This window comes from Amphibacillus marinus, from assembly GCF_900110345.1.
Classification (GTDB): Bacteria; Bacillota; Bacilli; order Bacillales; family Amphibacillaceae; genus Amphibacillus_D; species Amphibacillus_D marinus.
Map to the genome: position 1 here is coordinate 150,595 of NZ_FODJ01000005.1, position 23,913 is coordinate 174,507.

Consider the following 23,913-nt stretch of genomic DNA (forward strand, 5'->3'; position numbering starts at 1 on the left):
ATGAGCTATCTTAAACTGAAACGAATTGTTGACACAACGTTATCTACTATCGGACTCATTTTAATGTCTCCTGTTTTTTTAATATTAATCCTGGCTATAAAGCTTGATTCAAAGGGTCCAGTCCTGTTTAAACAAAAGCGAGTTGGTAAAGATAAAGTTCATTTTAACATTCTTAAGTTTCGGACAATGCGCATTGATACCCCTAAGGATACGCCAACCCATTTACTTACTGATCCAGATCAGTACATCACAAAAATGGGCAAGTTTTTAAGAAAAACAAGCCTTGATGAACTCCCTCAGATTTTAAATATTCTTGTGGGCCAAATGGCAATCATTGGTCCCCGACCGGCATTATGGAATCAGCATGACTTAATTGCAGAACGGGATAAATACCATGCCAATGATATTCTGCCAGGGCTAACCGGCTGGGCACAAATTAACGGGCGCGATGAGTTGCCAATAGATGTAAAAGCGCGTTTAGACGGCGAGTATATTGAAAAGATTGGAATTCGTATGGATGTGAAATGCTTTTTTGGCACATTGGTAAGTGTTGTGAAGCGTGATGGGGTAGTTGAAGGTGGAACAGGAACAAGTGACCAAAAAGCAAAGGAGTCTATGTAGATGAAACATATCTTAATTACAGGTAAGAACAGTTACATCGGAAATAGCTTCACTTCTTGGTTAGCTAAATATCCTAACGATTATGAAGTTACGAGTATAGATATGCGTGATGATAAATGGAAGCAGGAGGATTTCTCAAAATATGATGTTGTTTTTCATGTGGCGGGGATTGCGCATGTGAAAGAAAAAAAGAAGAATAGGGACCTGTATTATAAAGTTAATAGAGATCTTGCTTTTGAAACTGCAAAAAAGGCAAAAGAGGATGGTGTTAAGCACTTCATTTTTTTAAGTTCAATGTCTGTGTATGGTTTAGAAACTGGTGTAATTGATAGGGATACACCTGAAGAGCCTAAAAGTCATTATGGTATTTCAAAGCTTGAAGCCGAAAAATTAATAGCACCTCTTAATTCAGACAGTTTTAAAGTATCTATTTTGAGACCTCCTATGATCTATGGAAAAGGGTGTAAGGGGAATTATCCTAAACTAGCTAAGCTAGCTAAGCTATCACCAATATTTCCTGCAGTAGAAAATAAGAGAAGTATGCTGTTTATTGATCATTTGAGTGAGTTTACAAGACTCCTAATTGAACAAAACTTAAAAGGCTTTTTTTTTCCGCAAAATAACGAGTACGTTAATACAAGCAGAATGGTTAAATCTATATCCCAAAAAAATCATAAAGATATTAAGCTAACTTCTATATTTAATCCAATAATTAGAGTTTTAAGATTTAGTGTAGTCAAAAAAATTTTTGGGGATTTGTATTATAAGATAGAAGATAATCACTTTAACTATAATTTATATAATTTCGAAAAGACCGTTGAATTAGTGGAGGATTAGCATGAAACAAGTCGTTATAATATCTAATCATCATTCTTATACATACAATTTTAGAAAAGAAATTATACAGGAATTAATTAATCAAAATTATAAAGTGCATTTAATTCTTCCATATGGTGAGAAAGTTGAGCTACTAAAAAAAATGGGGTGCAAATTTTCTGACCTTCCACTTGATAGAAGAGGAATGAATCCCATAACTGATTTTAAACTAGTATATAATTATTATAAATTACTAAAAAAAATCAAACCTGACGTCGTTTTAACATATACCGTAAAGCCCAACATTTATGGAGGAATAGCTTGTAGATTACTTAACATACCTATTATCCCAAATATAACTGGGCTTGGAACAGCAACAGGTAATAAATCAATATTGCAAGTTTTTATAATAGGGTTGTATAAGCTTGCATTTAAAAAAGCTAAATGCGTTTTCTTCCAAAATAAAGAGAATAAAGCTTTTTTTGAAAACAAAAAAATTGCAATTGGGAAGCACAAGTTGCTACCAGGATCTGGAGTGAATATTGATCATTTTAAAGCTTTGGAGTATCCCGCTAACAATGAGATTAACTTCGTGTTTATTTCTAGAATCATGAAGGAAAAGGGAATTGACTATTTTCTTGAAGCTGCAAAACGAATTAAAAGTGAAAGATCAAATGTACACTTCCACGTATGTGGATTTTGTGAAAACGATTATGAAGGGATATTACAAGAGTATGAAAGAAAAGGTATAATTACATACCACGGCATGATTTCAGATGTCAGAGAAATTTTGAGAATAACACATTGCACTGTTCATCCAACATACTATCCAGAGGGTATATCTAATGTTTTACTAGAGAGTGCGGCCTCTGCAAGACCTATAATTACAACAGACCACAGTGGCTGCAGAGAGGTAGTCGAGGATAAAGTTAGTGGTTTTTTAATTATTAAAAATGATACAGACGACTTGGTAAGTAAGATGAAAAATTTTTTAGATAAAACTAACGAGGATAGAATGAAAATGGGTCATCAAGGGCGAATAATCGCTGTAAAGAGATATGATAGAAATATTGTTGTAAATGAATATATTAAGCAGGTTACAGAAGGGGAAAATTCAGGTGGTTAAACCGATTAGAGTATTACATGTATTTGGGAGATTGGATGCTGGCGGAGCTGAAAGTAGAACTATGGATATATATAGAGAAATTAATAGGGAACACATTCAATTTGACTTTGTTATACACACTCAGGATGATTGCTTTTATTCCAATGAGATAAAAGAAATGGGTGGTAAAATATATAAATTCCCTAGATTTAAGGGCTATAATTACAAAGAATATTGTGAAATTTGGGACTCTTTTCTTAATAACCATAGATACTATAAAATTATTCATGGTCATCAAACTAGCGTAGCTTTTATTTATCTAAAAATTGCTAAAAAGAAGAATATACCAGTTCGAATAGCGCATGCTAGAAATTCAAACAAAGATAGAATTATAAAAAAAATCACTGCTAAACTTTCTCGTTTGTACGCCACAGATCTTTTTGCAGTCTCAAAATTAGCAGCGCATAGTGAATTTGGTAAAAACATTGCAGATGTAAAAATAATTCCTAATGCAATTAGCGCTGAGAAATTTAGATTTAATATGGGAAATCGAGTTAAAATCAGAGAAAAATTAGATATTGAAACAAAGACAGCATTTATACATGTTGGGAGATTCCACCCTCAGAAGAACCATCATATGTTACTAAATATTTTTAAGGAGTTACTGCAGAAAAATAGTGAAATTATGTTGTTTCTTGTCGGTGAAGGACCTTTAGAGAATGAAATGAAAGAAAAAGTTAAATTTCTAAATTTGAATGATAACGTTGTTTTTCTTGGGATTCGGGATGATGTGCCCGAACTTTTACAAGGAATGGATGCTTTAATATTCCCTTCCTTATTTGAAGGATTTCCAGGGGTGGTTTTGGAGGCGCAAGCAGCAGGTCTAAGTTGCTTTATTTCAAACACTATAACAAATGAAGTGGAACTAACTCAATTAATAAAATTTTTATCAATCAAAGCCACTCCTGAAAGTTGGGCTAATCATATTTACCGAGAAAAAATTGTAACTCATGCAAGAGAAAAGTATTGTGATATTGTCACACAAAGAGGTTTTGATATTAAAAAAGTGTCAATGTTTTACAGTGAAATTTATGAAAATGGCTACTTAAAGGGGAAGTAAGAATGGTTATTTACTGGTTAAATCTGAGTGCCGTTATTGTCTGGGCGTTCATATTAGGTAGACACCAAGGGAGTATGAAAAACAGAAAAGCATTATCTATAGTATTGTTTGTGCAACTTTTTCTGATACTTGCATTACGTTCCATTTATGTAGGTGCAGATGTCCTGAATTATATATCTAATTTTGAATATATTAATTCAGTGAATTTTATGGATTTTGACTTTAGGTTTGAATCGGGGTATGTATTATTAAATAAATTAATGGGGTTCTTTACTTTAAATCAAAATATATTTGTTGCCGTAAATGCATTTATTTCCTTACTACTATTTTTCTTTTTTATACATAAAGAATCTCGAATAGTATGGTTAAGCATTTTTCTATTTATTACACTAGGTTTCTATACCAACCTTTTCAATCTTTTTAGGCAAGCAATTGCTTTGGGCGTTGTCGTCAACTCCTATCAATTATTAAGGAAAGGTAATTTTAAACTGTATTTTTTTGTGATATTAATTGCTTCAAGTTTTCATCTGTCATCATTGATTTTTATGCCAGTATATTTCTTTAGAAATTTAAAATTTAGTCTAAAGGTAATTCTATTCTATTCTGCTACTTTGGTGTTAGTAGCTATTCTTTCTAATCAGATTAACACTATCATCCTTAGCAATTTTTCTTCAATCAACTATGTCACAGAGTCTAGGGGAGGTGCAAATTTTCTAATTATATTAGTTTTAGTTTTGATAGTTGGGCTTATTTTTAAAACATCTATTATTAAAACTGATCCAAAATCAGAAATTTTGTACCACATCCAATACTTCGCTATCCTATGTCAAGTCTTAGCATTGGATTTTGCTTTGATGACCAGAGTCACAAGGTATTTTTCGATTTTTTTAATAATCTTTATTCCTAATATAATTTCTGGAGTAAAGGATCATAAGATAATAATTTCAGGGGTATATTTTCTTTGTTGTTTAACAGCTCTATTTTATTATCTAACCCTTAGAAATGATACTAGTTCAATTGTTCCTTACCATTTTTTCTTTAATTGATAATCAGAATATATTAACTTTGATAAGGAAGGATAAAAATGAAAAAGAAAATATCACTAATAATTCCTTCTTTGCGAGGAGGAGGTTCAGAGCGCGTTACATTAAATATTGTAAGAAAACTGAGTAGAAAAAAATTTGATATACAATTAATTATATTACATAATACGGGACCGCTAGCTGATCAATTACCTAATGACATTCATGTGGTGGATTTGAAAACTAGCAGGGTTAGATATTCAATCTTTAAATTAATTAAAGAGCTCAATAAATTTCAGCCTGATGTAATATTTTCTACCTTAGGACATTTAAACTTAATGTTGCTAGGAATTAAGAAAAGATTAAAGAGTAAACCGATAATTATAGTTAGACAAAATAATGTGCCTTCTAAAAGTATCAATAAGAATAGGATAATATTTTACTTCTTATACAAATTGCTATATCCTAAATCTGATTTAGTCATATCGCAGTGTAATGAAATGAAGGAGGATATGATTAAGAGTTTTGGTTTAAAAGAAGAAAAAATAAAGGTTATATATAACCCATTAGATGTGAGCCTAATAAAGTCAAAAATGCTTGAAGGAAACCCTTACGATCATAATCTAATTAATATTGTGGTTGCTGGAAGGTTAACCTACCAAAAGGGATTCGATATAATAATTAAGGAGTTTTACCAAATTTCGAAAAACATACAGAATGTCCACCTCACAATTTTAGGAGAAGGAGAATTATATTCAGAGTTATCAAAGCTTGTTGAGTATTTTAATTTAAGAGATAAAGTTGACTTTGTCGGTTTTCAAGCAAACCCTTATCCTTATTATTATAATGCTTATTGTTACATACTTAGCTCTAGATGGGAAGGATTCCCTAATACATTACTTGAAGCATTAGCATGTGAAACTATGGTTATATCAAGTAATTGCAAAACCGGTCCGAAGGAGATCCTAGAGGACGGCTATTATGGCTACTTAGTGGATGTTAACACCAAAGGCAATATAAAGGAAGCTTTCATTGATTCTCTAGGTGTAAAAGTGGATTTCAAAAAAAACAGAGAAAAAGACTTTGATATAAAAAAAATTATAAAGGAGTATGAGGATATATTTAATAGTTCTAGAGAGGAGCTGTCAAAATGAAGATATTATTTGTAGCCCCTAGATTTCATACGAATCAGGTTCCGATAGTACAAATTTTAAAAGACAAGGGTAACGAAGTCTGTTTTTATGTACAATATATTGGTGGGAGCGAGGACCACAGTATTTTAGAACCAAATTTAATTAAAAATAATCTGATCTCAAGATTAATTATTAAAACAGTTTCAAAGAAGAATAATGAAAAATCCATGAATGATCCATTTAAGTTGGTAAGGGTATTTGGAATTCCACCACTAATTGAATACTATAAAAAAATAAAGGAAGAAGCCCCTGATTTGGTTATAGTGAGAGATAGAACCCCATTCAGTTTACTTACTTTTATAATATGCAAGTTGCTTAAAACTAAATCTATACTCTATCAGCAAATACCTAAATATTTCAAAGAGGATAAAAGTAAGGAAACGATTGGTAGGAAAATTAAAAAAATAATATATAAAGTTGTAGTTCCTAAAAAAATTATAACACCAATTCAAGGGGAGAAGAGCGAACAGAGTACTACTGATAAAAACATATATTTCAATCCATTTATTATGAAAGTCTCAAAAGAGATTGAGAGAAGACGTTACTTTAACAATTCTAAAATTAACGTTTTAGTTATAGGTAAATTCGTTTCTCGAAAAAGACATATTTTAATAATCAAAGCAATTGAATGTCTTAGAGAAAATTTTGATATTAAATTAACTATAGTTGGTGAGGTTACAACTGAAATTCATAAGCAAGAACTTGAGCGTGTGAGCGCTTATATCTCAAGTAATAATTTAACAAATACGGTACAAGTGAAAATTAATTTGCCATATGGAGAAGTCCAAAAGGAATATTTAAAGCACGACTTGTTTGTGTTGCCATCAATTAACGAGCAGTTCGGAGTATCAATTCTAGAAGCAATGGCCCATGGATTAGCTGTAATATGTAGTAATTCCGCTGGTGCGAAGGATTATATAATAGATGGGCATAATGGATTCATTTTCAAGGAGGATGATCTAAGTGACCTTAGGAATAAAATAACGAATATTATAAAAAGTAGAGACAATTTAAAACAAATGGGATTTTATAGTTTGCAGCTAGTAAGGTCAAGACATAGCCCGGAGATTTACTATGAAAATTTCATAAGAATTACTCAGGATATGGGTATTGAACAATCGGGGTGCGATTAATGAAACTTGGGATTTTTTGTTTCTTTTATAATAGAGAAAGTGAAGTAAATAATTGTGTACAGTCTCTTCTTGACGCGGCTCCAGTCAACTGTAAGATTATTTTAGTAGATGATGGTTCATCGGATGGTACAAGAAGTAGATTAAAACAATTTATTGATAGTAGGGTTGTTATATTAACGCAAAAGAACAAGGGTTTCACAAAGTCTTTAAGTGAATTAATTCCTAATATGATTCGGAAATATAGTTTTGAATATATATCAATTCATGGATCTGGTGATCTTTGCAATGAAAAAAAGTTTTTGAAGCAATTAGATTATCTTGAAGATAATAGAGAGGTAGTTGCTCTTGGAACTGGGCACGAAACTATATCTGGGTATTCAAGAAAAACGATAAGATTAGATAAAGGCTACCTTCAAGTTGAGAAGGAGTCTCTGTTGGGAGGAGTTCCTTTTACCCACGGAACTGTTATGTATAGGTCAGATTCTTTTTTAAAGGCCGGAGGATATGACGATAGATTTTTGTTTTGTCAAGACTGGGAATTATATTTTAGGTTACTGGAGATTGGCCAAATTAGGAGATTGCCAGATGTTCTCTATTCTAAGTTCATTTTTGAAGATGGCGCTTCGTTTAAGCCACGCAAAAAAGTAATGCAATTAAAATATAGAGCATTAATTAAATCTAGAGAATTATCTGATGAAGACTTTTATAATAACTTAGATAGGTTAGAAAAGAAGGATATTAAAATATTATATCCTGATAAAATTTTCTTAGGGAAATTCAAAAGATTAAGAAAAGATTTAATTCTCAAAGGGGAGTTCAATTTAGCAGCAGAGTGGTGTGAAATAATTAATGAAACTACAGGGAGGAAAGGTAAGGCATTAAAAAAATATTTACTATTCATTCATTCTATTAGGTTGCCAGGATTGGTACTACCTGCTGTTTATAAGAGGCTAAGATTATTTAAAAGGCGTTTAAAATTATAGGAGGCTATTACATGATTATCGAAAGTGCTGAAAGGAAAAATCAATATATTGTTACTGGAGGAAAAAAATTAAATGGAGAAGTTAAACTGTCTGGTGCAAAAAATGCTGCATTGCCGATGATAGTAGCTGCTTGTTTAGGCGAAGAATATACTACTCTTAGAAATGTTCCTACAAACCTTAATGATGTGAAAACTCTAGTTAATATTTTGGTGGAGCTTGGTGCAGATATTATAGTAAAAGGCGATGTTGTGGCATGTAAGAGAGGTGGTTTTCCAAATCACCTAAGAGCCCCTGAGAAATCAAGTAGTATAAGGTACTCTCTATTGTTACTGGGTTTAGCTGCTGCCTTTAGTGAAAGGCTATCTTTACCCCTACCTGGTGGCTGTAAGATTGGTGATAGAAAGTATGATCTTCATATTCACGGACTAGAGAAATTAGGTGCTAGAATTGAAGAGGAGACGGCTAGTTTATTTATTGAGTCGAACGGATTAAAAGGTAGTAATATAGAATTTTATCTGCCAACAACCTCTGGCACAGAAAATATAATTATCGCGGCAGCACTAGCAGAAGGACGAACAACTTTGCTTAATGCAAATACGCGTCCAGAAGTGATGCAGTTGGCAGAGCTACTCAATGCGATGGGAGCTGATGTAAGTTGTAAAAATAGAATTGTTGACATATGTGGTAAGAATCAAATTAAAGGTGGTATTGAAATATCTGTTATGCCTGGATGGGACGAGGCAGTAACATATGCCGTCGCTGCAGGAATTACTAATGGAGAGATTTATATCCCGGATTTTAACACTAAGTATATCAAGGAAGATGTTAGACACCTAAATATGGCAGGTGTTAGAGTTTTTGAGTGGGGGTCGTCTTTATATATATCTGGAAAAAGTAAAAAAAATCCATTTGATTTATTTACTGCTCCTTATCCCGGTATTAATTCTGATATGCAACCAATATTTGCTGCGTTAGCTCTTGTTGCAGATGGGACAAGTTCAATTGCAGATTTACGCTTTACTGACAGATTCCAATATGTTTCAGAACTAAAAAAATTCGGGGCTGATATAGTTTCTTTCGGTAATACAGCAATTATAAACGGAGGACAACATTTAAAGGGGTCTCATGTCAATGCAACAGATCTACGAGGTGGAGCTGCATGTATCTTAGCTGGTTTAATCTGCGAAGGTCAAACAACAATATCAAATGTTGAACAAATTGAAAGAGGATACGAAAACATTACAACTAAACTTACTTCTTTAGGGGCTTCAATTTATGCGCTATAAGGAAACTTTATATTATATTTGATTCAGAGGTGTAAAATGAAAAGAGATAGTATGGTTTTCCAGTTAATTTCTTCTTTAGGGACTAAATTTTTTGTGCTAATTGGAAGTTTTGTTATTTCAGTTATTATAGCTCGGATTCTGGGTCCCGAAGGAAAAGGTATAGTCACATCAATTTTTGTTATTCCGAACTTACTAGTCAGTTTGGCGGATTTAGGTGTTAGGCAGGCGACTGCTTTTTTTGTCGGTAAACGTATTTATGATGTATCGAAAATTTATTCTTCAATTCTTTTCGTTTGGGTACTAACATCATTTCTATCGATTGTTTTCACAATCATATACTATAATTTCTTTATGAGTGACCAGTATTCATGGTCTCTATTGTTGATTCCTCTCTTTTCGATACCAATTTTGCTACTAAATAAATACAACGAAGGTATGCTGCTTGGGTTTCAGCAGATAGTGTTTATTAATGCAAAGCAAATCATAAATTTTTTAACTCACTTCATATTAGTATTTATTTTGATAGTAATTTTCAACCTACGGATACAAGGTGCAGCTCTAAGTATTATGATTTCTGGATTCACTGCTGTAGCCTTTTCGACTTTGATACTAAGGAAGTTTGTAAAGTTAAAAAAACCTGAATCTAAAATTGCCTTTGAAGTGATAAAAAAAGGAATCACCTATGCCATTGCTTTGTTTATTTTAAACCTTAATTACAAAATTGATATTGTATTTCTCGAGTGGTTCGGAGGTCCAAAGGATATTGGGATTTATTCAGTTGGGGTGACATTATCTGAGTTAATTTGGCAAGTTCCTTCTGCAATGGGAATGGTCCTATTTTCAAAAAGTGCAAATAGCAAGTCTACCCAAGAGGCGACTAATAGATCAACCAGACTACTGAGATTTTCTTGGCCACCAATATTATTTTGCTCAGTTATATTATGGTATACTGCCCCGATATTCGTTAGCGTACTTTACGGTGAAGAGTTTATATATTCAGCGTCAGTTATAAGGATACTATTACCTGGTGTAGTTGCAATGGTGGTATTTAAAATTTTAAATGCTGATCTGGCTGGAAGGGGAAAACCACTATTTGCGCTTAAAGTCTATTTTTTTTCATTGTTTATTAATGTGATCTTAAACGCTATACTAATTCCTTTATTGGGGATCATCGGAGCTGCAATAGCATCGAGTATTAGTTATTCATTGGGAGCTATCATTTTTGGAAGTTTATACTTAAAAAATAACAACCTAAGTGCAAGAAAAATACTTTTTTTGAATAAAGAAGATAAAGCTATACTGGGTGATCTTCTTATGAAGATAAAAAGAAAGACTTGGAGACACAAATGATATGAAGCTTTTTAAAATAATCAATCAGGAAATTAGAACGAATAAAAAAATAAATATAACTAAAAAATTCTATATTTTACTTACCACCCCCTCCAAACAAGTAATTGTGCTATATAGATGGGCAAAGTGCTTTCATAATAACGGTCACAAAAAGATATCAACTTTACTATTAAACAAAATAATAAAAGATTTTGGAAGCTATATAAGTGTGAAAAGTCAAATTGGTATAGATGTATCCTTTAGGCATGTAAACGGTGTGGTTATAGGAGAAGGTGTGAAAATTGGGAATAGAGTTACTATCTATCAGCAAGTTACACTTGGCGGTCGGAATTTAGGCGATAGTGCGAAAGGGAACTACCCAATTGTTAATGATGGTGTAACAATTTTTGCCGGTGCGAAAATTATTGGGCCAATTACTATCGGTGAGAATTCAGTTGTAGGAGCTAATAGCGTTGTTAACAGGGATGTGCCTGCAAATACGGTTGTTGCGGGTATTCCTGCAAAGATAATTAATCGAATTAATAAAAAATGAATTCTTAGAATGAGGTGTTTGGTTGAATTACATTTTAAAAAAAACATGTTCTTTAAAGATGTATAGTACACTTCGAGTTGACTCAGTAGCAGAGATAGTGGTTTTCCCAATAAATAAGCAAGGGATCAAGGAAATATATACAAAATACTTAGATAAGACTAAAATTTTAATAGGCAAAGGATCAAATATATTACTGAGCCGTGAATATTATGGGAGTGAGTATGTTTTTGTGTGTTGCGAGTGGTTGAACCTAGTTTCAACCACAAAAAACAGGATATACTGTGAAGCAGGAGCATCTTTATCCAGTATAAGTTGGTTTGCACTTGAACAAAATTTGTGCGGTTATGAATTTCTTGAGGATATCCCCGGGAGTTTAGGTGGAGCCATAGTTATGAACGCGGGTACTTATAATGACAATATTGGACAGCTAATAGATTCCATTGAATACTACGATATTGAAAAAGGGCAAATTTTAAAAGAGGAAGCTAGTACTAATGACTTCGGAAGGAGAACTTCTAAATGGTCAGGCTCTAATTTTATAATATTATCTGCAGAACTAAAAATAAATTCTAATATGAGAGAGAATAATTATGAGGACATATTAGCCAAGATGCTAGAAATAAAAAAACAAAGGTATTTAAAGCAACCTAGAAACTATCCAAATGCAGGTAGTGTCTTTAAACGCCCTACTTTAAATGGAAAAGACTATTATGTCTGGGCACTATTTGAAGAACTTGGGTTGAGAGGTCTTAGGATTGGCGATGCCATGATTTCGGATAAACATCCGGGTTTTATAGTGAATGTCGGAGACGCAAAAGCTAAAGATATTTTAAGTTTAATTAATATAGCAAAAGAAAAGGTTAAAGAGAAATTCGATATTGATTTAGAATTAGAATGGGAAGTAATCTAAAAATTAGGGAGGGATAAAAATGTCGAACATTTTTGTCACAGGAGCATCCGGCTTTATCGGCATGCATTTATCAAAAGCTCTATTAAACCAAGGCCATAAAGTAATCGGCTACGACAACGTCAATGACTACTATGATGTACAATTAAAAAGAGATCGGTTAGCAATACTTGAACCGTATGACAACTTTACTTTTATCGAAGCTGGTCTTGAGGATCGCGACCGTCTTAATCAGGTCTTTGAAAACAATCAAATTGATGTCATTATCAATCTAGCAGCTCAAGCAGGCGTGCGTTACAGTATTGAAAACCCTCATGCCTATGTTGATTCAAATCTAGTTGGATTTGTTAATATTCTTGAGGCTGCGCGGCACCATAAAGTGAAGCACCTAATCTATGCTTCATCAAGTTCAGTTTATGGAGCTAACGCTAAAATGCCATTCTCAACGGAAGATGAAGTTAACCACCCAGTAAGCTTGTATGCAGCTACGAAAAAATCGAACGAGCTGATGGCCCATACATATAGTCATCTTTACGAAATACCAACAACAGGTTTGCGTTTCTTTACTGTTTATGGTCCTATGGGACGTCCAGACATGGCATACTTTTCGTTCACGAAAAAAATTCTTGCTGGTGAGTCAATTAAGGTTTTTAACAATGGTGAAATGATGCGTGATTTTACGTATGTCGATGATATTGTTGAAGGTATTGTGCGCTTAATTGATCAGCCACCAAAAGCAAATCCAGCATTTGATCGAGAAAACCCAAATGCCAGTGAAAGCTATGCACCATACAAAGTTTATAACATTGGTAATAATCAACCTGTTAAATTAATGGATTTTATCCAAACCCTTGAAAAACATCTGGGTGTTGAAGCAAAGAAAGAGTTCCTTCCCATGCAACCAGGGGATGTAAAAGCGACGTATGCAGATATTGATGATTTGACAGCAGCAACTGGATTTAAGCCTACAACTTCGATTGATCAAGGCTTAAAACAATTTGTTGACTGGTATAAAAGCTACTATCATAATGAATAGGAAGGTGAAATCATGAAAATCGCTGTAGCAGGAACAGGATATGTAGGCTTATCTAATGCAATCCTTTTAGCACAGAACCACCAAGTATACGCATTAGATATTATTCAAGAAAAAGTAGATTTAATAAACAATAAGAAATCACCAATCGTTGATAAAGAAATTGAGGAGTTTCTTGCTACCAAGGCTTTAAACTTGACAGCAACAACAGATCCAAAAGAGGCTTATCAAAATGCGGATTATGTCATTATCTCCACACCTACAAACTATGATCCCGATAAAAATTATTTTGACACAACGACAGTTGAGCGCGTCATTCAAGATGTACTAGCCATAAATTCTACTGCGACAATGGTCATTAAATCCACGGTGCCAGTTGGGTATACGCTAGAGGTAAGGGCTAAGTACAACACAGAAAATGTTATTTTCTCACCAGAGTTTTTACGTGAGGGAAGTGCCCTATATGATAACTTGCATCCATCACGAATTGTCGTCGGTGAGCAATCAGAACGGGCTAGAATATTTGCTGAGCTTTTAGCTGAAGGTGCAGTGAAAGAAGATATTGACACATTATTTACGGATTCAACAGAGGCAGAAGCTATTAAACTATTTGCTAATACTTACTTAGCATTACGTGTTGCTTTCTTTAATGAGTTAGATACATACGCGGAAGTGCGGGGGTTAAATTCTAAACAAATCATTGAGGGTGTTGGTCTCGACCCGCGGATCGGTAAGCATTACAACAACCCATCATTTGGCTATGGTGGCTACTGCTTACCTAAGGATACCAAGCAATTACTTGCAAACTATCAAGATGTTCCGAACAATATTATTGGCGCCATTGTTGACGCCAACCGGACAAGAAAAGACCATATTTCTGATAGCATTATTGCTAGAAATCCTGATGTTGTCGGTATTTATCGTTTAACAATGAAGACCGATTCTGATAACTTTAGACAATCCGCTATTCAAGGTGTTATGAAACGCCTTAAAGCAAAAGGGATTGAGGTTGTGGTTTATGAACCTGTTTTGCAGGAAGCAGAATTCTTCCATTCTCGCGTCATCAAGGATTTTGCTGAATTCAAGCAACTTTCAGATGTTATCGTGGCCAACCGCTTAACTGAGGATATTAAAGATGTTGCGGATAAGGTTTATACGAGGGATTTGTTTAGTAGGGATTAAGCTTCAAGCTGGTTATCGAGTATAGTAGAGAAACTCTGTGTTTAACGCATATGAATAAGTTAATTAGGCTCCAAAAATGATTAGTAAAGCAGAGGTAACCTGATTAAGGAGCCTAACTAGCTGTTACAAAAGATTACATGGCAAGAATGATAACCGTCACTAACTGTGCCAGATGGTTAATCTCACCTTATTAGAGTGACTCCATAATACGTTAATTCTAAATCCGGTTGCAGATTCCTCAGTTAGTATAATTGCCTTAATCATAAAGTGAGTGATATTTTTAATGAAAAATATCCAAGAATCCGAATAATATTAAACAAAACCCCCATTTTGTATCCTTTTTATGATAAATTAAGGTTAAGTCAATTATTGTGGGTGATTATTATTTCAAAAAAATTTATGATATTACTAACGATTCTATTCATAATGGGGATTGGCGTTATTGTTCCTTTAATAATTAGTAACCAGTCAGGTGCTCAGCCTGCTGCTACGCAACTGCAGATAAATGAATTATCGGTAGTATTTAACTATCAGATGAAGGCAGCAAGTATTAGGGATAAGAGTGTGTCAATGAACGTAATTAATAAAACGGACGAAGTAGATGATGAGCCGTTAGAGCATGATGTGGTGATGTTGGAAGAGGATAGTGATTCTGTCGAGGTAACTGTCACACTCCCTTCAAACATAAGAAATGGTAGAAGTACGAACACGACAAATAATCAGCCGCCTATTCAGGCAACTAGACGTTCAAACAATCAGTCAACCAATAAAAACACCGATCAGAAAGATGAGCAGGTAAAGGAGAAAGAAGCAACTACAGATGAAAAGGAAGAACCACCTAAAGTCGAGAAGCCTAAAAATGAAGCACCTAAGCCAACGCCCAAACCCAATCCAGATAATAAACCAGAAACAGGAGGATCGGATGAAGACGTCTCACACCATGACGATGAAGAGGACGAGAAGAAGCCAGATCCTAACGAGAATAGTGAAGCTGATGAGGACCAACCAGTGACGGATGATCCAGGTTCGAATCATAGTGACGATTAATCACTATCAGTCAGCCAGATCAGAGTTAGAGCGCCCATACCATTCATTTGGTATGGGCGCTCTTTGTCAAGGCGTGATTAACACTGCTCGAGCGCATAGCAATCTTTTCTCAACGCAATTGCACGCTCTGGGAAATCAGTAACTATAGTTTCAACACCCAGTGTTAGTAGTGTATTTATGTCTTCACGACTGTTAACTGTCCATGCTCTTATCTTCGTTACATCAATCTCTGAAGAAAGGTTTCCCTCAATAAGTAAAGACTTTTCTAGATGATAATGAGAGAATTGAAATGTCGCAGCATAATCCTCTAGTTGGGGAATATTTTGAAACAGAAGCCATGCTAATTCAGCATGGGGATCTAGGTTTCGCATCCGTACTAAAGTTGGTAAGTGAAAAGAGGAATAAACAACCTTGACTGATCTAATTAAACGGTGAACGGTCTCTAAGATTCTTTCCTCGATTCCGTTGTAACTCAGAACAGCAGTCTTCAATTCAATGTTTAAGTCAACCTTTTCAGTTTCAACGAGATGCAATACCTCTGCAAGCGTAGGCATCCGTTCTAGCTCCCATGTTGGGTGATAGTTTGAAAAGGATTGATATAAAGATGATGGTTTCAACTGCTTAAGTTCAGCTAGGGTAAAGTCTTTTACGAAACCTTCAGCCTCAAAGGTCCGATCCACACGTTCATCGTGAATAACGACAAGCTGATCATCTTTAGTAAGATGGACATCTATTTCTAATCCATCTACACCACTTTTAATCGCTTCATGGAAGCTAAGCATGGTGTTCTCAGGAAAGCTTCCTTTACTGCCGCGGTGGCCGAAAATTTTTGTCATGAGAGTGACCTCCTGTTATTTTTTAAAAAAGAAAACAAAAGGAGAAAGTGATGACTTTCTCCTTAAAGGGGGGTACCAAACTTAAAGAAGTATGGTCTATTTCCAATGCCTAAGCTTATTCGCCTCTAGCACGATTAGCTTGTTCAATAGCTGCATTAATTTGATCAACAACACTCTGGTAAGCTGTGTCAACGTCGCCACCGTTGTATACTGTTTCTAACGCTGTCTCAGTAATTCTTCTGCCCTCAGGAATCATATCCATTAATGCGCCTTGAGTGGCAAACGATGATACCGTAGACTGAAGTTGTTCGACTGTTACTTGTAATTGTGGAATTTGCTCATAGGTTTCAAGTACAATTGGTTGCTCGTATGCAGCAGGATTAATGGCGAAGTAGCCTGTGCTGGCATGCCAAGCGCCCTGAATTTCAGGTGTTTGCAAGTATTTCATAAAATCCCAAGCGGCAAGCTGCTCTTCCTCTGGCTTACCATTCATCATCCAAAGACTAGCGCCACCAATGACAACCCCTTCACGATCTTTATCTTCTGGGTAAGGTAAGAAGCCAACCCCAACCTCAAAAGGTGCACTGTCGACAACATTTCTTACATTAGCAGATGATGCGATGAACATGGCAACATCTTCAGCAAAGAAACCAGCAATCATATTGTCGCCATTTGTTCCGTAATTAGCAAAGGTATCGTCATTAATCATGCGTTCAACCCATTCAAAGACAGATTTGCCTTCTTCTTCAGTAAAGCCAACTTCAGTTGGAGTATCGGAACGCCCGTTATCGTTGTTCATAAGTAGAGCACCTTGGTTAGCAAGAAGTTGCTCATATAACCAGCCATAGGCTTGTAGGGCAAAACCTTTCATCTCTGGGTTACTCTCAGTAATTTGTTTACTTGCTGCTTCAACCTCTTGATAAGTAGCAGGGGGCGTATCAGCATCTAAACCTGCCGCATCAAATGCGTCTTTGTTGTAATACATGACTGGTGTAGACGAATTAAATGGCATGGAGTAGAACGTGTCGTCTAATTGATAGTAGTTAATAATGTTTTCTTCAAGTTGGCTCATATCGTAGCCTTCTGCATCAACAAATGTTTGAATTGGCTCAATACCGCCACTGTTAATCATTGACTTTGTCCCAATTTCAAAAACTTGCATCATCGTTGGTGCACTGTCTGTACCGGCGATTGTGTTGAATTTAGTAAGGGCTTCATCATAAGTTCCTTGGTAATCAGCAGTTACAACGACAGCGTCCTGGGAAGCATTATATTGATCGACAATTTGGTCGAGTGCCTCTTGTAACGCACCACCCATCGCATGCCAGAATACCACTTCAACTGGTTCATTAGGTTCAGATTCCACCTCTTCAGGAGTGCTTTCTTCAGCTGCAGCTTCTTCTGATGTTTCCGGTGAATCATTAGTTTGACAACCAACAAGTAAGATAAATAATCCAAATAAAATTACCGCTATTTTCTTCATCAATTAGTACCTCTATTATTTTTTTTATGAAAAATCAAGTATTAACTTGAGTGTTTTACTTTAGAGCACCTTCTGTTAAGCCTTGTTGCAACCTTTTTTGTCCGAGAAACAGGATCATTAATGTGGGAATGACGACAATGATCGCACCAGCCATAATAACGCCCCATTCATTTAACTGCTCCTGTGATTGCAATTGTCTAAGTCCGATTTGAACGGTTCTAAAGCGGTCATCAGTTGTTGTTAACAGCGGCCATAGGTACATGTTCCATGATGTTAAAAAACCATATACGCCTAGTGTAAGTAAGCTTGTTTTTGCAACAGGCAGGACGACAGTAAGGAAAAACTTTAAATCACCTATTCCAGCAATTTGGCTTGCTTCCTTCAATTCTTTAGGGATTTGCTTAAAGTTTTGTCTTAGTAAAAATGTGCCAAACGCCATTGCGAAGAATGGGAGCGCCAAGCCTTGGTAGCTATTCAACCAATTTAAATCTCTAATGGTATGAAAGTTTGGAATGACCGAAGCCTCAAACGGAACCATCATCGTTGCAATAAATAGAAAGAAAATAAGATCTCTCCCTTTGAATTCAATAAAAACAAAGGCATATGCTGCCAAACTAGAAATAATTAGCTGCCCAGTCATAATGAGAAGAGACATAACCAAGCTATTGAGTAAGTAGCGAACTAATGGAAATCTTTGAAACACTGCTACATAATTCTCAAGTGAGAAGCTGGTCGGTATCATATTGCCCATCATAATTTCTTGGCCTGACATGAAGCTCATCATAAAGGTAATGAGCAAAGGTGCAAACATGATTAGAGCAGCTAAAACGAGTAACGTGTATAAAATAATTTTCGTCCTGAGTGGTATGGTCATTGATAATGTACCTTCCTTTCCCCGAGCTTAAATTGGATCAACGTGAGGATAAGGATTATAAAAAACAGGATCATCGCTTGAGCACTTGCTGTCCCAAATTGATAATTCATAAAAGCATCTTGATAGATGGAATAAACAATTAAGTTTGTTTCGTTCTGTGGTCCACCGCGCGTTAACATATCAATTTGGCCAAAGGTTTGGAAGGCATTAATGAATGACACTGTAATGACAAAAAATAATGTCGGCGAGAGCATCGGTAACGTTATTCGTCGTAATTTATAAAAATATCCTGCCCCATCAATATTTGCACTTTCATATAAATATTGATCAATTGATTGCAAGCCACCTAATAAAATCAAAAAGGTAAATCCACTATTCATCCAAATCGTTGCGATCGACACTGAAAAAAGGGCCCAGTCAGGGTTTGTTAACCAGCCAATTGCATCAGCACCCAATAGTTTTAACAACTGATTTAACCAGCCAATTGATGGATGAAAGAGAAATAGCCAAAACACAGAAGCAGCGGCAGTAGAGATGCCCATTGTTGAAGCATACATGGTTCGGAATAATCCGACACCCTTTAACTTTTCATTTGCGATAATGGCTAGGAATAAGCTAACGAGTATTGTTCCTGGCACGGTATAAAGCACAAATAGTAAAGTCGATTGTAGGCTTTTTAGAAAAATAGGCGAGTTAAAGATATTCATATAGTTCTCTAGTCCAACGAATACTGTTGTCTGGCCACTGCTATTTGTTAGGAAAAAGCTTAAATAGAGTGTTCTACCTAATGGATAAAATAAAAATACCGAGAACAAGATAATTGATGGCAAGAGAAACAACATTCCCTTACTAAAGCTAGCCATCCGTTGTAATTTTAGAGCTTTCAGGAGCCCTTTGTGCTCATGCTCTTGATAAGGTAGTGCAACTTGTTTCATAGTGCGACCACCTTTAAGTCTTGACTCGCGGTTGCAGTTTGCATAATTTGACCTGATTGGCTGTCAAAGAAGCTGATGTGGTCAAGGTTTATCTTTAATGGAATGCGCTCACCAGCATTGATTAGCCACTGTCCTAACCACTTGGCGGTCCAAAGCTGGCTCCCGACTTCAAAGGTTAGTAGTGTTTCATTGCCTAGTTGTTCAACATTGACAACGTCTAAATGAAGATTGGCTTCTTCTTGAGTGGCATAAACAAGATGTTCTGCACGAATACCAATGGTAATGCCTGACCGCTTAATAATTTTTGGTATATCTTGATTGGTAATAGATAGCTTAATTGTATCCTCAATAATTAGCTGGTTCTGGTTAATAACAGCAAGACCAAGATTCATTCTTGGCGATCCAATAAAGGATGCTACAAATAGATTCGCAGGCTGGTTGTAAAGGTCAATTGGCTTACCAATTTGCTGGATTTCACCCTCATTCAATACCATAATGCGGTCACCCATTGTCATTGCTTCAACTTGGTCATGTGTAACATAAATCATTGTAAGACCAAGTTTCTTTTGTAAACGACGAATTTCAGTGCGCATATGTGCGCGTAACTTGGCGTCTAAATTCGATAATGGTTCATCCATCAAGCAAAGCGGTTCTTGACTTATAACAGAGCGCGCTAATGCGACACGTTGCCGTTGCCCACCAGATAGCTGTTTTGGCTTCCGTTTAAGTAAATCGCCTAGTCCCATCATTGACACTGCTTCTTGAAGTCGTTTTTGCTGCTCTTGCTTATTTACTTTCTTGGCTGACAGTCCGAACAATATATTTTGTTCAACAGTTAAATGAGGATACAGGGCATAATTCTGAAATACCATTGATAGGTGGCGCTCTTTAGGAGGGAGGTGATTAACCAAGCGACCTTGAATTTTCAACTCTCCTCCTGATAAGGACTCAAGGCCAGCGATCATGCGTAACAGGGTGCTTTTACCTGAGCCAGAAGGTCCTACAAGTACAAAGAACTCGCCTTCCTCAATTTGTAAATCAATTGAATGCAGTACTTGGACATTTTTGTCATAGCTTTTTGACACTTGCTTAAGCTCAACGAGATGCATCATTAAAACCTCCTTTGTTTAGATCTGCTAAAGCTAATCACAATTTAGCACATTAAAAATTGAAAATGTGCCAATTTACTGAAACGTTACACTTATCTTACACATTCTCAATGATAGATTAATAAATTGGAGAGAATTTTATAAAGAGTTTACAAGGCACCTTGAATGCCTTATGCCTAAATTTATAAAAATAAATATGCTGGGTTTTAAGAGAAGGATTGTACAATAAAATCTAAAACAAAAAACAACAACCCGTCTATTCGACAAAAGTTGTTGTTTTTTTATGCAATATTCTAATTCAGCTTACTCCAAATACCTTTTTAGAAATTTAAAAGTGCTTTGATGAAAGCCTACACTTATAGGTTAGTATAAAAGCACAGAGAGTTGCTATCCTTACAACATTCCCTGTGCTTTAAATACCATATTGGTTATAATAAGCTGACTAATATTATGTAATTAACCCTAAAACAAATCCCCAATCAGGTTGTTGATCAGTGGCTCAATCATTGCTTCACCCATGAGAGCAAAGATTATAAATAGCATAACAAAAACGATAACGACGGAATAAAAATTGTCAATACGTTTCTTCGTTGGCGTTGCTTCAGCTAAAGCCACAATAGTAGCTGTAATAGACAAGCTCAAAAGCATGACCGCTAATAACACGCTATAGGCACTTAATTCATGTAAGCCTAGGATAATGGCGATATTAGCTAGGGCTGTTAATAGCATCGGAATAACCATTAATGTAGCAAAGGTAGTTGTTACTTTTAAAAACGAGTATGGTGCCTGTGCAAGTTTCATCGTAAGGAAGACCACACCTATAATGATAGCCATACTAATTAATAAGATTAGGAATGGTTTAAAGGTTAAATTCCAGAATGAAGGGCTAAAGAAACCGTTGTATAGGACTTGGTTTAGCACATACGGAAATAACGCAGTTAGAAAGGCAAAAAGAATTAAAGTTATTAGACCATTGGCTACGTCACCTTGTGAATCTGTTGTTTGTTTACTTGAATCAAAAGGTCTTTTAATAGCGGGCACGAGGAACCTCCAATAGGCTTTACTCATGCCTTTGCTCTTCTCCACAAAAGCACTGGGCGCTGTAGGTGTTGCTTCCACTGCATGTTCTTCATGCGCCTGTGTGGTTGCCGCCTCTTCAGAAATCTTGGTACCACAGCTTGTACAGAAAAGTGAATCAGCTTCTAATGTTGCTTGACAATTTGGACAGTTCATTGCTACGACTCCTTTTTATAAATTCTTGGTGGCTAGTCTATTAAAACTATGACTACCTGACTATTATAGTCGAATCATGTCAAAATTTCTAGATAATATACTATTTTAACTTGAAAGTTTCTTTAAAATACTTTCATTTCTGGTTTTTAACATCTATAATTAAGAAATAAGATCTATTGTTCTTATATTTGACTAGTGAAAAAATCCTAGACACATAGTAAAATAAGCGTGTTTAACAGAGTTTGTTTCTTGTATCAGAATTTATAATAAATTATCGTTACTATAATTATTTTCATGCTATATTTTTTATTTGCTTCGTTAAACTTTGTATCTTTTCACTTGCTTTACAAGTCTATCTGCTCATTGCGAATTTTGGCGAATAGTGATGAACAAAGGAGTTTTTTATATGAGAAAGTCAGAATATATTGGATGAGACTATGTAGTTAAAAAGGATTAGAAAGGTTAACTTTATCTTGTCAAGGAACGCCTTAACTAACAAGATAATAGCAGCGACGAGCATGTGCATTTAGCTTACATAACGTTTTATGTTTATGGTTTGAAACAAGACAGCATAGCAACAGGCTGATTAAGATGATTGCTGTTTTGCTTTATATAAAAAGAGATAGATTTAGGGAGGATGGAGAGAATGTATTGTAAAACATGTGGGGAAAAGAATGGTGAGAATGATGGGTATTGTAAGAAATGTGGTGCGCCTTTAAATAAAGAAATAAAGAAAGAAGGAGCAACTTCAACATCCCAAGCTAACAAGAAACCAATGACTAAAGCGACTAAAATCAAGTTAGGTGTAGGGTTTGGTTTAATTATCTGTTTAATCGTCACCTATCAGTTGTTAAATCGCTACTATTCATTTGAAGCACAGGTCAATCGTCATATTGAGACGATTCAGGAGGCCGATGCTACTAAGCTATCAAGCCAGCTTGTTACATATGATTCAAATTTTGAAATTTCAGAGACAAGTATTCAACCTCTGATTAGTTACCTTAATGAAACACCTACATATATGCGCGAGGTTTCCGATCGCTTACGGAATGAGGCAACTGCTTTTGACTTTAGCTATGAGCTCTATATCGAACAATCAGGCAAGCACCTAGGTATGTTTGATCGCTACCAGCTCGTGATTGAGCCTGTCTATATTGAGGTTGAAACAACGATAGATGGAGCTGAGATATCAGTAAATGGTGGCGATCCAGAAAGCTACCAATCATCGCAGGTGTTAGTTATCGGACCGGTTTCACCAGGTTTACATGCTTTCACTGCAAGCTTTAATGCCGAGACTGCTCAGCTCCAATACGAGGAGAACGCTGTGGTACTTGGTGGTTATGGAAGTGATTATGTCTATTTACCACTTCACGCTGTCACGATTGAAATTGCAACTGACATAGCTGACACAGCTGTTTATATTAATGATAATGAAATTGCCCAGCTAGAGGGAGAGACCGGAACATTCGGTCCAATTGCTTGGGAGGAAGATAGCTATCTAACGTTGAAGAAAGCGTATGATTCGGGCGCATTAGAATCACAAGAGGTTTATTTAGCTGAATACGATAATTATTACTATATTAGTATGAATCAGGTAGAGCAATATGAAGTTGATAGCTTTTTACAAGCCCTTTATTATGATATTGAGGCATTAAATGCGTCTCTAAATGATCAAAATCGCCAACGAATTGCGAACTATTTAGTAGAAGGTGAAGAAAATAGTCTATTCACTACATTTACAAACGCTGCTGAAACGTATGTTAATGATGATGACGTATCAGATACAAGGTATCGATCAGATCTTACCGATTTTGAAGTAATTGATTTACATACCTATGCAGTTACTTATACGTTAGAAGTCGAAGTTTTCCATTCATGGGATTCTGATAAGGACGATCTTTATCATTATTTAACCTTTGAAGGAATTGTTGTTTACGATGACGCGCGTCAAGAATTACAATTACATTCCGTTGAGGTTGTTACAGATTAGCGTGTGACTGATAAGCCTATGTTTATTTTTGTTAATCAATCTTTCTGGTGCTTAAATAAGCTGTATGAGCCTGGTGTATTTAACCAATTGGAAATTATGTTATAATACCACTAGTTAAATTTT

At 35.4% G+C, this 23,913-nt stretch carries 22 protein-coding genes; 16 read left to right on the forward strand and 6 right to left on the reverse strand.

What is annotated here, in order from left to right:
* The 15 genes from BM000_RS08845 (at position 1) to BM000_RS08915 (ending at position 15,330) form a co-directional block, all read left to right on the forward strand.
* A complete protein-coding gene (locus tag BM000_RS08845) occupies positions 1-621 on the forward strand; it encodes a sugar transferase (RefSeq protein WP_091497010.1) in 621 nt (206 codons plus the stop codon).
* Positions 622-1,458 carry an NAD-dependent epimerase/dehydratase family protein gene (locus BM000_RS08850; RefSeq protein ID WP_091497012.1) on the forward strand — a complete coding sequence of 279 codons (837 nt, stop codon included), beginning with the start codon at positions 622-624 and terminating at the stop codon, positions 1,456-1,458.
* 1 nt (position 1,459) lies between these two features.
* Complete coding sequence (locus BM000_RS08855) at positions 1,460-2,563, forward strand: glycosyltransferase family 4 protein (protein ID WP_091497014.1); 1,104 nt, start codon at positions 1,460-1,462, stop codon at positions 2,561-2,563.
* The gene (locus tag BM000_RS08860; protein WP_177178259.1) at positions 2,556-3,662 is read left to right on the forward strand and encodes a glycosyltransferase family 1 protein; all 1,107 of its coding nucleotides are present in this window, start codon (positions 2,556-2,558) and stop codon (positions 3,660-3,662) included. Before BM000_RS08855 ends, BM000_RS08860 begins: the two co-directional genes overlap by 8 nt.
* 2 nt (positions 3,663-3,664) lie before the next feature.
* On the forward strand, positions 3,665-4,708 hold the full coding sequence (locus BM000_RS08865) for an EpsG family protein (protein WP_091497018.1): 1,044 nt from the start codon (positions 3,665-3,667) through the stop codon (positions 4,706-4,708).
* 38 nt (positions 4,709-4,746) lie between these two features.
* On the forward strand, positions 4,747-5,838 hold the full coding sequence (locus tag BM000_RS08870; RefSeq protein WP_091497020.1) for a glycosyltransferase: 1,092 nt from the start codon (positions 4,747-4,749) through the stop codon (positions 5,836-5,838).
* Positions 5,835-7,010 carry a glycosyltransferase family 4 protein gene (locus tag BM000_RS08875; RefSeq protein WP_091497022.1) on the forward strand — a complete coding sequence of 392 codons (1,176 nt, stop codon included), beginning with the start codon at positions 5,835-5,837 and terminating at the stop codon, positions 7,008-7,010. The genes BM000_RS08870 and BM000_RS08875 overlap by 4 nt, the downstream gene beginning before the upstream one ends.
* A complete protein-coding gene (locus tag BM000_RS08880) occupies positions 7,010-7,993 on the forward strand; it encodes a glycosyltransferase family 2 protein (RefSeq protein WP_091497024.1) in 984 nt (327 codons plus the stop codon). Before BM000_RS08875 ends, BM000_RS08880 begins: the two co-directional genes overlap by 1 nt.
* 11 nt (positions 7,994-8,004) lie before the next feature.
* Positions 8,005-9,279 carry a UDP-N-acetylglucosamine 1-carboxyvinyltransferase gene (locus BM000_RS08885; RefSeq protein WP_091497026.1) on the forward strand — a complete coding sequence of 425 codons (1,275 nt, stop codon included), beginning with the start codon at positions 8,005-8,007 and terminating at the stop codon, positions 9,277-9,279.
* Positions 9,280-9,315: 36 nt separating this feature from the next.
* Entirely contained in the window at positions 9,316-10,629 is a 1,314-nt protein-coding gene (locus BM000_RS08890) for a flippase (protein ID WP_091497028.1), read from the forward strand.
* Position 10,630: 1 nt separating this feature from the next.
* Complete coding sequence (locus BM000_RS08895) at positions 10,631-11,161, forward strand: serine O-acetyltransferase (protein WP_091497030.1); 531 nt, start codon at positions 10,631-10,633, stop codon at positions 11,159-11,161.
* A gap of 22 nt (positions 11,162-11,183) precedes the next feature.
* Positions 11,184-12,071, forward strand: a complete 888-nt coding sequence (gene murB, locus BM000_RS08900; RefSeq protein ID WP_091497032.1) for a UDP-N-acetylmuramate dehydrogenase — start codon at positions 11,184-11,186, stop codon at positions 12,069-12,071.
* Between the two features lie 19 nt (positions 12,072-12,090).
* Positions 12,091-13,104 (forward strand): NAD-dependent epimerase, encoded by a 1,014-nt coding sequence (locus BM000_RS08905; protein ID WP_091497034.1) that lies wholly within the window; start codon positions 12,091-12,093, stop codon positions 13,102-13,104.
* Positions 13,105-13,116: 12 nt separating this feature from the next.
* Entirely contained in the window at positions 13,117-14,283 is a 1,167-nt protein-coding gene (locus BM000_RS08910; RefSeq protein ID WP_091497037.1) for a nucleotide sugar dehydrogenase, read from the forward strand.
* Between the two features lie 369 nt (positions 14,284-14,652).
* A complete protein-coding gene (locus BM000_RS08915; protein ID WP_091497038.1) occupies positions 14,653-15,330 on the forward strand; it encodes a hypothetical protein in 678 nt (225 codons plus the stop codon).
* Between the two features lie 77 nt (positions 15,331-15,407).
* Here BM000_RS08915 and BM000_RS08920 read toward each other — a convergent pair whose 3' ends face one another.
* The 6 genes from BM000_RS08920 to BM000_RS08945 all read right to left on the reverse strand — a co-directional run bounded on the left by BM000_RS08920 (position 15,408) and on the right by BM000_RS08945 (position 21,800).
* The gene (locus BM000_RS08920; RefSeq protein WP_091497040.1) at positions 15,408-16,166 is read right to left on the reverse strand and encodes a glycerophosphodiester phosphodiesterase; all 759 of its coding nucleotides are present in this window, start codon (positions 16,164-16,166) and stop codon (positions 15,408-15,410) included.
* A 115-nt stretch (positions 16,167-16,281) separates the two neighbouring features.
* Positions 16,282-17,649 carry an ABC transporter substrate-binding protein gene (locus BM000_RS08925; RefSeq protein ID WP_091497042.1) on the reverse strand — a complete coding sequence of 456 codons (1,368 nt, stop codon included), beginning with the start codon at positions 17,647-17,649 and terminating at the stop codon, positions 16,282-16,284.
* Positions 17,650-17,704: 55 nt separating this feature from the next.
* Positions 17,705-18,523, reverse strand: coding sequence for a carbohydrate ABC transporter permease (locus tag BM000_RS08930; protein WP_091497044.1), 819 nt, complete (start codon positions 18,521-18,523; stop codon positions 17,705-17,707).
* The gene (locus tag BM000_RS08935) at positions 18,520-19,386 is read right to left on the reverse strand and encodes a carbohydrate ABC transporter permease (protein WP_245751621.1); all 867 of its coding nucleotides are present in this window, start codon (positions 19,384-19,386) and stop codon (positions 18,520-18,522) included. The genes BM000_RS08930 and BM000_RS08935 overlap by 4 nt, the downstream gene beginning before the upstream one ends.
* A gap of 68 nt (positions 19,387-19,454) precedes the next feature.
* Positions 19,455-20,567, reverse strand: a complete 1,113-nt coding sequence (locus BM000_RS08940; protein WP_091497047.1) for an ABC transporter ATP-binding protein — start codon at positions 20,565-20,567, stop codon at positions 19,455-19,457.
* 462 nt (positions 20,568-21,029) lie between these two features.
* Positions 21,030-21,800, reverse strand: coding sequence for a DUF6574 domain-containing protein (locus tag BM000_RS08945; RefSeq protein WP_091497049.1), 771 nt, complete (start codon positions 21,798-21,800; stop codon positions 21,030-21,032).
* A 646-nt stretch (positions 21,801-22,446) separates the two neighbouring features.
* Here BM000_RS08945 and BM000_RS08950 point away from each other — a divergent pair.
* Positions 22,447-23,790 carry a zinc ribbon domain-containing protein gene (locus BM000_RS08950; protein WP_091497051.1) on the forward strand — a complete coding sequence of 448 codons (1,344 nt, stop codon included), beginning with the start codon at positions 22,447-22,449 and terminating at the stop codon, positions 23,788-23,790.
* Positions 23,791-23,913: the final 123 nt, after the last annotated feature.